Annotated in this window: 9 protein-coding genes; 2 read left to right on the top strand and 7 right to left on the bottom strand. The window is 45.1% G+C overall.

From position 1 onward, the window contains the following. The 4 genes from QUA83_RS14980 to petB form a co-directional block, all read right to left on the bottom strand. A partial coding sequence (locus QUA83_RS14980) for a DUF7948 domain-containing protein (RefSeq protein ID WP_333293913.1) occupies positions 1 to 3,768 on the bottom strand: 3,768 nt, incomplete at its 3' end. A 449-nt stretch (positions 3,769 to 4,217) separates the two neighbouring features. Continuing rightward, complete coding sequence (locus QUA83_RS14975; RefSeq protein WP_333293912.1) at positions 4,218 to 5,114, bottom strand: helix-turn-helix transcriptional regulator; 897 nt, start codon at positions 5,112 to 5,114, stop codon at positions 4,218 to 4,220. 397 nt (positions 5,115 to 5,511) lie between these two features. Further along, positions 5,512 to 5,994, bottom strand: a complete 483-nt coding sequence (gene petD / locus QUA83_RS14970; RefSeq protein WP_333095930.1) for a cytochrome b6-f complex subunit IV — start codon at positions 5,992 to 5,994, stop codon at positions 5,512 to 5,514. Positions 5,995 to 6,178: 184 nt separating this feature from the next. Further along, on the bottom strand, positions 6,179 to 6,847 hold the full coding sequence (petB, locus tag QUA83_RS14965) for a cytochrome b6 (RefSeq protein ID WP_015174799.1): 669 nt from the start codon (positions 6,845 to 6,847) through the stop codon (positions 6,179 to 6,181). Positions 6,848 to 7,032: 185 nt separating this feature from the next. Between petB and QUA83_RS14960 the strand changes: the two genes are divergently transcribed. Next, positions 7,033 to 7,266 (top strand): hypothetical protein, encoded by a 234-nt coding sequence (locus tag QUA83_RS14960; RefSeq protein WP_333293911.1) that lies wholly within the window; start codon positions 7,033 to 7,035, stop codon positions 7,264 to 7,266. 25 nt (positions 7,267 to 7,291) lie between these two features. Here QUA83_RS14960 and QUA83_RS14955 read toward each other — a convergent pair whose 3' ends face one another. After that, a complete protein-coding gene (locus tag QUA83_RS14955) occupies positions 7,292 to 10,120 on the bottom strand; it encodes a CHAT domain-containing protein (RefSeq protein WP_333293910.1) in 2,829 nt (942 codons plus the stop codon). Positions 10,121 to 10,393: 273 nt separating this feature from the next. Between QUA83_RS14955 and QUA83_RS14950 the strand changes: the two genes are divergently transcribed. Beyond that, positions 10,394 to 12,013, top strand: coding sequence for a leucine-rich repeat domain-containing protein (locus QUA83_RS14950; RefSeq protein ID WP_333293909.1), 1,620 nt, complete (start codon positions 10,394 to 10,396; stop codon positions 12,011 to 12,013). Positions 12,014 to 12,673: 660 nt separating this feature from the next. On the opposite strand, the gene QUA83_RS14945 is transcribed toward QUA83_RS14950, so the two are convergent. Both QUA83_RS14945 and QUA83_RS14940 read right to left on the bottom strand, forming a co-directional pair. Beyond that, positions 12,674 to 13,735, bottom strand: coding sequence for a calcium-binding protein (locus QUA83_RS14945; RefSeq protein ID WP_333293908.1), 1,062 nt, complete (start codon positions 13,733 to 13,735; stop codon positions 12,674 to 12,676). A 255-nt stretch (positions 13,736 to 13,990) separates the two neighbouring features. Then, positions 13,991 to 14,884 (bottom strand): calcium-binding protein, encoded by an 894-nt coding sequence (locus tag QUA83_RS14940; protein WP_333293907.1) that lies wholly within the window; start codon positions 14,882 to 14,884, stop codon positions 13,991 to 13,993. Positions 14,885 to 15,032: the final 148 nt, after the last annotated feature.

Genomic DNA, 15,032 nt, shown 5'->3' with positions numbered 1-15,032 from the left:
TGGAGGCGTTGGTGTTGGAGGTGTGGGAGTTGGAGGTGTGGGAGTTGGAGGTGTGGGAGGTGTTGGGGTTGGCGCAGTGTCGTTGTCAGTAATGGCGACATTAACAGGGGAAATGGTGATGCTGTTATATTTAACATCGGTACTGGTAGAAGTATGCCCGATCGCCCCTGCATGATTTCCTTCCACAGCCGCATCGTCTGTAGCCGTTACTGTGACGGGTTTCGCAACATTCCAGTCAGTAGCGTCGAAGGTAATTGCACCGATCGCATTTATTTGATTTCCCGCATCAAAACTGATAGTAACTGGTGCAGTTGGCTCCGAATTTAACTTGAGTGTATAATTGCCTATTACACCGCCTTCTGTAGCAGTTGTGCTCTGCTGTGAAATACTCACACCCGTCGTCTCGTTGTCAGCAATCGTGGCTGTCACAGGAGAAATCGTCAGGTTGTTATAATTTGTATCTGTACTGACAGACGTATGAGCGATCGTGTCGCTGCGGCTTCCTTGCACTATGCTGTCATCGATCGCCGTAACAGTGACATTTTGCGCCACATTCCAATTATTCGGGGTGAAAGTGACAGGTGCGATCGCATTAATTTGACTGCCTGTGTCAAAATTAATCGTGACGTTTGCAGTAGGTGCGGTAGTCATAAGTACGCCGTAGCTATCGGTTGCACCGCCTTCAGCAATAGCTGTTCCGCCTTCTGATTGGACAAGAGAAATACCGGGACTATCGTTATCTGTAATTGATGCTGTCACATTGGGAATGACTTTCGCATTATAATTTGCATCGGTACTCGTAACTGTGTGAGAAATCGTGCCGCTGTGGGTTCCTTGTGCTACATTGTCGTCGATCGCACTGACAGTGACAGTTTTCTCAACATTCCAATTAGTGCTGTCAAAAGTAATAGGTGTGGCGATGGGATTAAGTTGATCGCCAGTATTGAAACTGATAGTAACCGGTGCCGTCGGTTGCGAAGTTAGCTTGACTTTGTAACTGCCAGTTGCACCGCCTTCTGTAGCAGTTATGTTCGTAGGTGCAATGCTGAAACCTGCCGTGTCATTATCGGTAATGGCGACGCTAACAGCCGGAATTGTGATGCTGTTATAGTTAGTATCGGTACTGGTAGCAGTATGGGCGATCGCACCTGCATGATTTCCTTCAACTGCATTGTCATCAACAGCAGCCACCGCCACAGTTTGAGCGACATTCCAATTAGTAGCGGTAAAAGTAAGTGCGGTAATTGGTTGAATTTCACTGCCTGTAGCTAAGTTAATCGTAACAGGTGCGATCGGTTGGGTATTTAATTTAACGGTATAAGTTCCAGTTGCACCGGCTTCCGTCGCAGTCGTGTTAGCAGGAGTAATACTAACGCCTGCGGTGTCGTTATCGGTAATATTAGCATTGACGGTATTGCCAGCAGTGCCATTGACCGTAAAACTGACACCCGCCCCGTTATAACTGGCATCGGTACTGATAGCAGTGTGAGTAATCGGGCCGCTGTGCGGCGAAGTTTCTGTTACTGCATCATCAACTGCACTGACTGTCACTGTTTGCGGTACAAACCAGTTAGTTGGAGTGAAACTAATGCCAGCAATCGGTTGAATTTGACTGTCAGTATTGAGTGCGATCGCCACATTTGCAGTAGGCTGATTAGTGAGCACAACTGTATAAGTATCCGTCGTCCCGCTTTCTGCTACATTAGTGCTGCCGCCCGACTCAACAATCTTTACCTGCGGCCCGCCAGCAATTATTTTAGTAATAAAAGCATCAGAAATACCACCCCCATTCGCCGCTTGCAAAGGATTTGCTGTTGGGAAATTAGTAGAAACAGTAGATCCTGCTACATAAACTGCACCAGTAGCATCCACCGCAATACCATTACCGTAGTCGTCGCCGCTGCCGCCAAGATAAGTAGAATCAACTAAGGCAGAACCCGACGAATTGATACTTGTGACAAAAGCATCTTTCCCGCCGCCGCTGACACTTTGAATAGCATTCTTAGTCGGGAAATTAGTCGAAGTCGTATCCCCGGTAACATAAACATTATTTGCACTGTCTAGAGTAATGCGATGCCCGTTGTCATCTCCGCTGCCGCCCAAATAAGTTGAATAGCTCACAGAGTAACCTAGAGGCTCTATCTTGGTGACAAAAGCATCATTGGCACCACCTGCATTAGCCGCTTGAATTGCATTTTTAGTCGGAAAATCAGTTGAAGTAGTACGTCCCACAACATAGGCATTTCCCGAACTATCTACAGCGATATTATTACCTATTTCATTGCCAAAGCCACCTAAATAAGTGGAATAAGCGCGCGCACCATTCGCGTCAAATTTAGCGACAAAACCATCATATTCACCTGCCAGGGTATTTTGAAAACCTAAATTTGTCCCCGGCAAGTCCGTCGAATAAGTAAGGCCGGTAATGTAGGCATTACCATTATTGTCTATGGCAATGGCTTGAGCGTCCTCGCGATCGCTACCACCTAAGTAGGTAGAATAAACTAAACCACTGCCAGTTGGATTGACTTTAGTAATAAACGCATCGCCAGATCCGCCTCCGTAATTAAACTGGGAGGCAGTATCAGTAGTGGGGAAACCATTGCCTGTAATTCCGGTAACATAAGCATTACCGTTACTGTCTACAGCAATGCCGTTGCCTAAGCCACCCTCGTAACCGCTTAAAAAAGTAGAATAAACTAACGAATTTCCGGCTGCATTGAGTTTTGTTACCCCAGCACCGTAAACACTTGCTGTAGGTTGAAAAGCACCCGGCGTAATTGGATAACCCGGATCGATTTGTCCGGTTAAATAAGCATTTCCTTGACTGTCTACCGCAATCCCAAAACCATATTCATTGCCAATACCGCCGATATAAGTAGAGTAAACTAACGCAGTTCCTTCCGGATTAATTTTAGTAACTAAGAAATCAGCTTGACCTGCTGGCGTAGTTTGGTATGCACCGGGAGTAGTCGTAAAATTGTTAAAAGTAGTGCCAATAATGTAAGCCGCACCTGTACTATCTACAGTCATGCGGTTGGCGTAGTCATTGCCGTTGCCGCTTATGCCATCGCCGCTGCCACCTAGATAAGTCGAGTAAGCTAAAACCGGGTCAATAACTAGCGGTTGAGTGGGGTCAAAATATCCCAAGCTAAAATTAACTTGACCGTTTCCTAATAAATTGTAAGCTGCGGGAACATTCACCCGCTGTCCGTTGATATCCTGATAAACTATCGGTGCGTTATCAATTAATTCGCCTAGCGGTGTCTCTAATATCAGTGCGCCGTCGTCACGCAACCGGATGTCGTTAACACCGCTATAATTCATCTTAATTTGACTCGGATCGGCAAAAGGTGCAACTAAAAACTCGCTCTTAAGTTGTCCTTCTGTGCCTTTGAAAACGCGGTCAATTCCTTGATAGACGTTTTGATAAACAACGCCGTTAAAAGTAGGCACATTAGTCTGCCATTGACTGGAATCTTCGCCTAATAGAAAGTTAGCAACTCCCGGCAATTTTTCCAGCCCGGAAATTGTCGGATTGGGGTTGCTGTTGGCTAAGCTGCTGCGGACAATTGAAGAATTTGTGGCTTGGTTCCCCGGTTCATTGGGTTGCTGGAAAGCGACAAAAGAAATTTCGTTGGGAGTAAAAAAGATGCTGTGACCGGCGCCTTTCACCTGGAATTTCACATTAGGGTCAGTTTGTCCAGCATTTGCAATAAAACTTAAGGGAATTTGACCGTAAGATGCCTGTTGATTTTGAGAGCTCATAGCTGGTACCCCTGGTTTATGTTATGCGAGCAACTCTACAAAATTACGAGCTCTGCTGTATAGTAAATTCTTGCGGAAAATTTGCAAAAAATACAATTTTCTTGCGAAATTTTACTTAATTTTATGAATAATTGTAACAACGCTGACGGGTTCGATCGGTAAGTGTGACAGTCTACGGGTTCGATGAGTAAGTGCGACAGTCCGCCAGGGGTTAAAAACCCCTGTCTCATAGCGAAAGTCCTCTCAAAGAAAACTGGTATTGATGATAATTTAATTGGATTTGCCAGTCGGTTTGAACCGACTTTCGCTATGAGACGGGGAATTAATTCCCCGGTGGACTGGTGGGTGAGTGCAAAAACTCAAGAATGCCAAAAACTTTGGGTAAGTCCGAGAGTCCGACAGTCCGCCAGGGGTTTTTAACCGCTGCCAGACTGCGGGTGTTACCTTTATTAAAGTTGATCGCGATATTTCTTAGGAGTCAAACCGACGATTTTGCAGAAAGTCTTGCTAAAATGGCTTTGGTCGTGAAACCCGACTTGCTGCGATATATAGATTATTGATAAATCTTGCCTTTTCAATAACTGTTTGGCTTTTTCAATCCGGCACTGAATCACGTACTGATGGGGCGTGACTCCAATTGATTGTTTAAACAAACGACCGAAATAATAAGGACTCATCTGCACTAAATTAGCAAGTTCAGTTAAGTGCAAATCTCTGTGTATGTACTCATTAATGTAATTAATAACTATTTGTAATTTCTGAGGATCGAGCCCGCCTTCAAAATCTCGCATCTTGGTTTTTTGTGCACAATAGCGGTGCAGTATATGAAGTGAAAGCGCGTTTTTCAGTGCATCGACATAGAGAGTACCGTTTAATCCACCGGATGCGAGTTCGGTTTTGAGGGCCCAGCCAATGCCGAGAATCAACGGATCGCGGATTTGCCAGTGCGGTATAATTTCAATCTGATTGGAATTTGTCGATTCGCAAACTGTATTGTCGAAATCGGTAGGTTCAAGCGCGATCGCAATAAATTCATGGTCTTCGACTGCATAGGGGTGGTAATCAGTACCAGCAGCAGCGATAAAAATTTGTCCACTATGGCAGAGTTCGCTACCGTAGTGTTTCCCGTTCAGTTTCGCTCCCCCGATAGTTGAAGAGAGTATCATGCCAATGCTGTGCTGTTGCAGAGAGTGTTCGGGGGATTCGCTTGGCGGCTGATGGTGATATTCGACATGAATTCCCTCCCAGTTTGCCCCGTGACTCGACACGATTGCGGGATGTGGGAGAATCGATTTCATCGCGTCTGTCTGGGCAAAATCAAGAATTAATGCTTTCTCTGGGGACATAGCTTGCACCTGGGAGAGTTGCTATTATTCTATAGGTCTGAAGTTCTTCCAGTTATACAAAAGATACCCCGCACTTACGATACATATTCTCGCTCTGTTTGTCAAAATTTCGCAATAAAAATTAATGGAATTTGACCCTAGGGCGGTGGAGGGTCGATCGATAGTCGGCATTTTCATACCAGCCGTTGTGCCTACAATTAATTACTGATAATTCTTAACTTTTAGAGCGATAAATCCCAAATCCCAAATCCAAAATCCCAAATCTAAAATCCCAAATCTAAAATCTAAAATCTAAAATCTAAAATCTAAAATCAATTGACGCCCGCTAAAGTTTCCCACCAGTACAAAAGCACTTTACAGGAAACCCGCAGGCGTCAAAATCAAGCAAACTTAAATCTTAGAAAAGACCCAGTGTGAAAGATTTGTCGATCGGGAAAATAGCACCAATACCCAACCACAGAGTTACCGCAGTTCCCAACAGGAAAACAGTAGTAGCAACCGGGCGGCGGAACGGATTTTGGAACTTGTTAACATTCTCGATGAAGGGAATCAAAATCAAGCCAAGGGGAACACCGGCCATGCAAGCAATACCCAACAATTTGTTAGGCAAAACGCGCAGGATTTGGAACACAGGCCACAAATACCATTCCGGCAGAATTTCCAGCGGAGTAGCAAAAGGATTAGCAGGTTCGCCAACCAAAGCCGGGTCTAGTACGGCCAAACCCACGCACAGAGAAATCGTTCCCATGATGACTATAGGGAAAACGTAGAGCAAGTCATTAGGCCAAGCTGGTTCGCCGTAATAGTTATGACCCATGCCCTTAGCGAGCTTAGCGCGGAGCGCGGGATCGCTCAAATCTGGTTTTTTGATAATAGACATAGTGAGAGTGTTCTCCTTTTAGTTTTACCCGGGCCTGGGATTCCGCTGTATTCGTTAGTTTGAATCAGCGGCGCGATCGCAGGAAGTATTAGCCGTAAATAAATATCATGAGCGATGAATTCTGAATTTTCAACTCACAATTCAGCGGGGGGGCAAAAAAAATACCGCCCCCAAAACTCAAAACTTACAACGGGCCAGAGATACCTTGCTTGCGAATCATCAAGAAGTGAGCCAGCATGAACACTACAATCAGCCAAGGCAACACAAAAGTGTGCAAGCTGTAGTAGCGAGTCAAAGTGCCTTGACCAACGCTGACACCGCCACGCAGCAGTTCAACCATCAAAGAACCGACAAACGGGATAGCTTCGGGGACGCCGGAAACGATTTTAACTGCCCAGTAACCGATTTGATCCCAAGGCAGGGAATAGCCGGTCACGCCGAAAGAAACAGTGATGACTGCCAAGATTACTCCTGTCACCCAGGTTAATTCGCGGGGCTTTTTGAAGCCGCCTGTCAGATAAACCCGGAAGATGTGCAAAATCATCATCAGCACCATCATGCTTGCAGACCAGCGGTGGATGGAGCGGATCAGCCAGCCGAAGTTGACTTCAGTCATCAGGTATTGCACTGAAGAAAAAGCTTCTGCTACCGTGGGACGGTAATAGAAAGTCATGGCGAAGCCGGTGGCAAACTGGATCAGAAAGCAAACTAAAGTAATTCCGCCCAAGCAGTAGAAAATATTGACGTGCGGGGGTACATACTTTGTAGTGATGTCATCGGCGAGCGCCTGAATTTCCAGGCGTTCCTCAAACCACTGGTAGGTTTTTGAGTCGGTGATTTGTTTAGAAAACATGGAGCCAGAATTCCTAAAAGAATATTGCTGTGGTTGAGGTTCAGGGCAGCAGCCACAAGGTTTTTTGTCGCCCCGCGCCGAGCAGCTTGCTTTTACTAGCAAATGCCTGAGGCTATTTTTTAAATTTGGAGCTGACGAAAGGAAATCTCTTGTGCGATCGCCTGCAAGCCCTGGGAAACTAAGCGGTGGCTTGTCCCTACTCGCTGGCGTTGCCCGATCGAATTCCAGACTGTGATAAAAAATGTAACATAATTGCCGTGCAATTTTCACGCGGGCGATCGCTTTTTGGACACTTAAAAGGCTTTTTTCGGAATCTCAACATCCGCCCAAGCTACTATGCGGGGAGGGGTGAGCTACAGCAAGCAGTCCGAGCCGGAAACGGGTTTGCCGGGAGAGGCCAAATTTCATCTCGATCGTAAAACTTTACCTTTTGGGTCGATCGATTCACAAACCATTGCCAATCAGAATAAAAGGTGCCCAGTAGAAGGGGTGGCTCAGGCTGTTACTCTGTTCTGACGGCGCGCTGCTGCTAATGGGTTGTTGTCCTGATGCTACAGAGTTGCCTGTAATCAGGGCAATTTGCGCTTGGCGTAAGGCTTCGGCTTTGGTCATATTATCTTGCTTCAAGGCGGCATAGAAGGCATCCATCAAGACTTGCGTGCCACCATCGTCTACGAACCACAACGTGGAGATCGCGGCCCTAGCGCCTGTACGCTGCACCTGATAGCCAAACCCCAAAATCTCCTCACCGTTACCTAATCTGCCGCCTACAGCCGTTTGGCAGGCACTCAGGACGATTAAATCCACCTTGGGTAACGACCAGGTTTTGAGCTCTCGTAGCGTCGCGCGATCGCCATTCCCGAACATAATAAAAGAATCTTCCGGTTCACCAACCAAAAAAGCCGCGTGAGTCGCAAGATGAACAATTGAATAATCATTCATCAACAACACAGTATCGCGGTTAAATTGGTTGTCCAATAGTTTCGTTGTACCCGGAATTGTCGTCGCTAAATTTTCCACTTCTCGACCCGCAAACGGCAGTCCCGACATTGTGAAATCTCTCGTACCAACTTTGAACTTATAACTGCCTTGGGTAAAAGCAGCCGCTAGAATTTGCAAATTATTTTGAGGTTTTGTATTAAAATCAGTCAGACTGGCAGCAGTAATATTGTTAATACGGAAGCGCTCCACTAACCATTGTTTGCCATCATGTAATGCAGCAAGTGGAATATAGCGCAACTGTCCATCAGGCGCGTAGATAATAGTTTTAGCATCGGCTTGTGCCAAGTCTTTTTCAATCGGTTTAATCAACAATTGGTAAAGCTTTTGACCCGCAACTTCAGCATCGGCAATATTGCCATTCCGATTTGTTATATTACGACGAAAATCAGCAATAGCACCATTAAGTTCTTCCCGTTTCACAGCCACAGTGCGGCGAATCGGAGGAGAATAAGGGGTAACTAAAATCAGTTCCAATCGCTCATCAAGAACCAAGGGATAGAGAATAACAGCGTTTTGTTGCAGCTTTTGGAGGTTGTCTCGTAAACTATTGAAATTGGCAATATTGAGAGTTTCTCCACCCGTGACTTGCCTCAGTTGCGCCACCAGTGCAGTTACGGTTGGACTTTTGAGGAATTCTTGAAACTGTTGAGAAATTTCTTGCTGATTTTTTCTCAACTCTAGAATACGCTGTTGCTGGGCGGGGGTTCTGTTAGCAGGTGGAATCTTTTCGATGTTGACGAGCTCTTTACCGAGTTGAATTGCTTTATTTAAAAGGGCTTCGTAGCCTTTTTGAATTTGCTGTTCTGAGGGAGTATTGGGAATTCCTTGAGCAGTTTGGTCGTTGCCACGCACATTGCTGAGATAATCTTCAAGTTCTTGAATTTTGAGTAAATCTATCACTTGTTGGGCTTCTAGAACTCGGTCTTGTTTCAGGAGGAGATCGGCTAAGTGGCGATAATCTTTAGCAATGGTTTCTGTGTAGGATTGCTGGAATTCTTGAGGAAGTCCCTTGATATTCTTGCGAATCACTTCTCTGGCGTTTACTGATTGCTTGAAGAATACAATCGCTAATTCGGGCTGATTCTGTTTCTCTAGCAAGTACCCGATGTTTTTGAGAGCGTGTCCTTCATCCCCCTTGTCGCCAAATTCCTGGAAAATTACCAAGGCTTGCTGATAAAAATCCCAGGCTAATTCATACTTTCCTTGCTCAAAGTATACTTGGCCAATATTACTGAGCATTACCCCTTCCGACTCCTTGTAGCCAAGTGGTTTGAGAATGGTTAAAGCTTCCTGCAAGAACTTCAAGGCTAATTCATACTTTCCTTGTGCGAGGTAAACAACCCCAATACTTTGGAGCGTTCCTGCTTCCAGGTTTTTTTTGTCTGTTTTGTCATCAATTGTTTTGAGGATTGCTAAGGATTTTTGATAGAAATCCAAGGCTAATTCGTACTTTTCTAGTCTGTAGTGAATGCCCGCGATCGCGTTTAGATTTCTTACTTCACCCCCGATGTCCCAACTCTGCCCGCTAATAGATAGTGAGGGTATTCTGGCAATTTTTAAGGATTTATTGTAGAAATTCAAAGCCAGTTCGTACTGTCCTAGCGCCTCGTAAAGTCTTCCGGTATTATACAGCATTGCTGCCCGAACCTCCGTCAAATAAGCTGTAGGAATCGCTAAGGCTTGCTGATAGAAATCCAAGGCTAACTCATACTCACTCAGGTTAGTGTAAGCTACCCCAATTTGGTTGAGAGTTAACCCTTCCGCTTTCTTCTGACCAAGTTTTCTCTGAATAACCAGGAGTTGCTGAAATTTCTCTAAAGCTTCTCGATATTGACTTTGCTCGACCAGTTGATGACCTTGCTCGTTGTAAACCCGCCCCATCAGGTTGAGGGTTACTAATTCCCCATCGCCATCGCCTACCTCCCGTCGAATAGGCAAAGCTTGCTGGAAGTAATCTAATGCTTGCTCATACTCTTTCTGGTTGTAGTGAACGTATCCAATGTTGTAGAGAGTTTCTCCAATGCTTGCTTTGTCGCCTATTTCTTGATAAATCGATAAGGCTTCCTGGAATTTCCTGATAGCTGTTCCATAGCTGTCCTCTGCATTCAGATATTTACCTTCTCTGAACAGGCGATCGCCTATAGCTTTCCGATCTTGATTTGTTTGCGCCTGCGCGACTAAAGGCGAGAGACTCAAGGTAGATGGTAACAAGGGAGAGATGAGCGAAAGCAGCAGAGTGGCAAAGCTGACGCTGACTAGATGTAGACGCATGGTTCAATCCTCGATCGACAGAAAGTACAGATTGCTGTCAATTTGACATATTGCTCATCGATAGTGAGGATATAGACTATCTTTAAGGATATGCACTATCTTTATTTAACTATATTGAAGGCGAGATCTGAAATACGTATGGTGCGTTAGCGACAGCGTAACGCACCATTTAACCCGGACGGTGCGTGACGGCACTTCTCCAATCTTACCATTGATTTTAGTCATTTTTAGCCGTCACACACCTTACTTAATCTTATGCGGAGTTCATCTACTATGAAATCGATTAGCACAGTTGCTTTGATAATAAATATGTGGGCGTTCAGTGGCTGGGGATGCGGAATCGCTCAAGCCTCAGAACTCGATCGGGGAAGCTCGTTCAAAGAGTGGTGTCAAAAGCAAGCCAGTTTGTCAGCGGAGGCGAGAATCACTGTAGAGGTGCTGTTAGCAAAAGCAGGCACAAATGATTGCGAACTCGCTGCCAAAAATCTGTTAAGTCTCACTAAACTTTACCTCGGCCAGAAAGGGATCAGTGACCTGAGTCCCTTAGCAGAATTGACAAACTTGGAAAAGCTTCACCTCGACAGCAACCGAATTATAGATGTCAGCCCTTTGGCAAGATTAAAAAACCTTAAGGAGCTTTCTGTCGGCGCAAACCAAATTGCTGATATCAGCCCTCTAGCAGGACTAAAAAACCTGGAGTCACTTTCCCTTTACAACAACCAAATTGCTGGTGTTAACCCTCTAGCAGGACTCACAAATCTAACTAGGCTTGCCCTCTACAATAACAAAATTACTGATGTCAGCCCGCTAGCAGGAATGACAAAATTAACTGGGCTTAATCTTGACAAAAACCAGATTGCAGATGTTAGAGCTTTGGCGAGGCTAACAAACCTAACTCGGCTCGCTCTGATTGCCAACAAAATCGCAGATATCAGCCCTCTAGCAGGACTGACAAACCTGAAGACGCTTGACCTTGAAAGTAATCAACTCAAAGATATCAGCCCTCTAGCAGGACTAAACAACCTGAATGAGCTTAACCTCGAAAACAACCAAATCAAAGATGTCAGCCCTCTAGCAGGACTAAACAACCTGAATGAGCTTATCCTCACTCTCAACCAAATCAAAGATGTCAGCCCTCTGGCAGGATTGACTAATTTGTATTGGCTTAATCTTCGCTTCAACCAAGTAGAAGATATCAGCGCTCTGGCAAAACTGGCAAAGTTGACTCGGCTTGATCTGCAAGATAACCAAATTAAAGATGTTAGTCCGCTAGCGGGACTGACAAACCTCAGTGAGATCAATCTTGAAGGCAACCAAATCAAAGATGTCAGCTTTTTAGCAGAAATGAAAAATTTGGAGCAACTTAACCTTGAAGGTAATCAAATAGATGTCACATCTCTGGTAGGACTAAAAAACGTAAGTTCGCTTAACCTTGAGAATAACCAAATCAAAGATGTTAGCTCTTTAGCAGGATTAAAAAAGCTGAGTTCTCTTGACCTCGACAACAATCAAATCCAAGATGTTAGTCCTCTAGCGGGACTGACAAACCTGACTTACCTTAACCTTGAAGGCAACCAAATCAAAGATGTCGGCCCTCTGGCGAGGCTGATAAATCTGAAGTCTCTTGACCTTAAAGGCAAGCAAATTGAAGATGTTAGTCCGCTAGCGGGACTGACAAACCTCAGTGGGCTCAATCTTGAAGGCAATCAAGTCAAAGATGTTCGCCCTTTGGCAAAACTGATAAATTTGTATTGGCTTAATCTTCGCTTCAATCCAGTTGCAGATTTCAGTCCTCTAGCAGGACTGAAAAATCTGAGGTCGCTTTATGTGGCAGATAATGCGATCGCGCGGCAAAGTTGTCCACTCAGTGGGTTAGAAGTTTGCAAGTTTTGAGAAAAATGCGTTGCTGAACTTGCAAACTCTCTTGCCGATCGGAATTTACCAAGAATTTCTTGATGGTATCCGCCACGTGATTTATCCGTGGAATCAATCCAAAATCTAAAATCTAAAATCCTCAAGAAAGAGCATTTATCCGTAGGGTCAATCTAAAATCTAAAATCTAAAATCTAAAATCGATTGACTCCAGTGTATCTCGAAGCCAGTTGTTGCTACCGAGACTCGATCGAACACTATCTTATCGGGACTTACGCATTACCCCTATATATAGTGTCCTGTAGGGGCAAACCCCCCGTGGTTGCCCCTATCCTTGAGTCTCCTGCGTAAATCCTGTCATATCATGTTCGGTCGATCGATCAGATAAGTAAGTCGGTGGGAAAGTTTATAACTATGTAACCAAAAATTAAGTAACCAGCTCGGAGCTAAATTGAATGCGTTTTGTAGGGTAGTTTCCTTTTTTTACTCTAGCTTATACCCATTAATTACGGCATAAGCCAGCTCTAATTCATCCTCAAACAAATGTCGCAGCTAGCTCGTTTTTTTGGATATGTTGCCACTCCAATTCTATCGGATTCATGTCTGAACAAGATTTGGGTAAATATAAGATATATAGACCCTTTTTAACATAGTTGGGTTTTTTCTCACTTACTTACTTAATCACAATTGAAAAGAAGGCAAACTTTCCACAATAACTGGCAGCAGTGGCGAGAAAGGAGTGGGAAGCAGCGGTATCGGAAAGGGAATTTCCGGCAGAGACGGGAAGGATGGAAAGTCTCGCGATGGCGGTGTAAACCCTGTCGAAACGATCGCGCAATCGGATAGACTCACATCTGTAACATTTTTAACGTCGGCGATTAAATCCGATCCGACAAATATCCGAGTTCCCCGTGTGATACCGTCATCATAAGATTCAAATCGATAAAAGAAGAAGCGAGGAATATTACGATCTTGTACGAACCCAACGACTTGAATTTTGTCGCCTTCGACCCGGTTAAAATCCTCAATAACGGCATGGCGACCTTCACCGCCATAGAAGAGGTAAGGGCTGGCATTTAATGAACCGAGAACAAATATGTCAGCATCACTTTGCCCGGTTAAATAATCGATTTGTTCTGCAGTTGATGAAAAGCTGTAACCAGATATGATGTCATTACCTGGCCCGCCAATTATGGTGTCGTTGCCTTGATTTCCCTCAAGCAAATCGTCTCCTGCATTGGCGTTAATGTAGTCATTATCTAAGTCACCTATTACAGTGTCGTTCCCACTCTCTCCCAACAGGCGATCGCTACCTTTGCCGCCCATTAAAAAGTCGTTGTTGCTGCCACCAAACAAGCGATCGTCTCCATCTCCTCCGATCGCCGTATCATTGCCTTGACCGCCGTAAAGACAGTCATTGCCAGCCCATCCCAAGATACTGTCGTTATTGTTTTCTCCTCTGATTAAATCCGCCCCTTCGCCACCCTCAAGAATATCATTCCCGGCACCTCCTTCAAGTTTGTCATCGCCTTCGCCACCGCTGAGACTGTCGTTACCAGAGTAGCCCAAAAGGCGATCGCTACCGCCTCCACCTACGACACTATCATTTCCTTCTCCGCCATCTAAAGTGTCATTACCATCCAAACCAGATAGAATATCATTGCCTCCAAGCCCGCACAGGGAATCATCGCCAATTTCACCTGCTAGAAAATTATCGAGATTGTCACCGCATATAACTACCATAAACTTGTCCTCCTGAAAACTATTTCACAATTACAGCCACTCAATTTTCGATTTTCGATTTTCGATTTTGGATTGTTCCCGTTCACTCAATTTTTGTTTTTCGATTTTGGATTTTGTAAGGACTTTAGTCCTGATTGACCTTTTGTAGTAAGGGATGCAAGTTTTGATCGACCCAATGTTGTAAGGGAAAACGGAAGTCTTACTAGACAACGAATTTCAGGTAGGAACACAGGATTAACCTGTGTTCCTACTGTTTTAACTAAAATTGGCGATGCTAATTTGGTTAGCGGCCACGCCATTGATAGCAGCTAAAATTTCGCCATTTGCTGTCAAGGTGATTAAAGTTGCAGTGTTGCTAGGGATAATAGAAAGTTGCGAGAAGGTTAAATTGTCGGCAAGGGCGAGGAAGTCGATACCGGCTTCAAAATCAAAAATGATATCGCTGCCAGAATTGGCTGAAATTAAGAAGCGATCGCTCCCATTTCCTCCTATCAAACTGTCATCGCCGTTTTCACCGCTGAGAAAATCGTCGCCGTTACCGCCCAGCAGAATATCGCTAGCTTGACCGCCGTAAAGACTGTCATTGCCTTCCCCTCCACTCAAGCTATCTTGACCGCGATTTCCAAATAGGATATCTGCCCCATTATTGCCGAACAAATTATCGCTTTCTTTGCCGCCGTAAACAGTGTCGTCGCCGTCGCTACCGTCGAGGGAATCATTGCCTTGATTGCCCTGTATCCAGTCGTTGCCGCCCAAACCGCTGAGAGTATCATTGCCGCGTTTGCCGGCCATTGTATCGCTGCCGCTGTCGCCGGAGAGGCTGTCGTCGCCGTCAGTACCTGTGAGATTGGAGTTAGCTGCGATCGCATCTATTTCTCCTGCAATCACCGCAACAGCAGGTGTATCGGGCAATGTCGTTTGTTGAATTTTGGTATCTAAGGCAGTACCGGTATTTTCGGCAATAACTTGGGCGATCGATTTCGTACCTGTACCGACTGCTTTTAAGTCTTCAGAGGTTGCGCCTAGGGCTACTTTTTGCACGCGGGCAACTTCTCGGTTAATTGAAGCTGTTGCAGTGTTGGATACAACTTGGTCAACGCGCTGATTTGCTGCGGCCATTACCTTAGCTGCATCGGGGGCAATTTGCAACAATTGCTGAGTGTTTAAATCCGAGTCAAATTGTTGCGCTGCTGTGGCGGCGCGATCGACAATTGTTGCTAAGGGACATCCAAGAAATAAACTCTTCCAGTCCCCGGAGAGGGTAAACTGAATTAAGTAAGGCTAACGCACAAAAAAA

Origin of the sequence: Microcoleus sp. K1-B1 (genome assembly GCF_036704705.1) — a bacterium.
Lineage (GTDB): Bacteria > Cyanobacteriota > Cyanobacteriia > Cyanobacteriales > Microcoleaceae > Microcoleus.
This window is presented reverse-complemented; position numbering and strand designations above follow the sequence as displayed.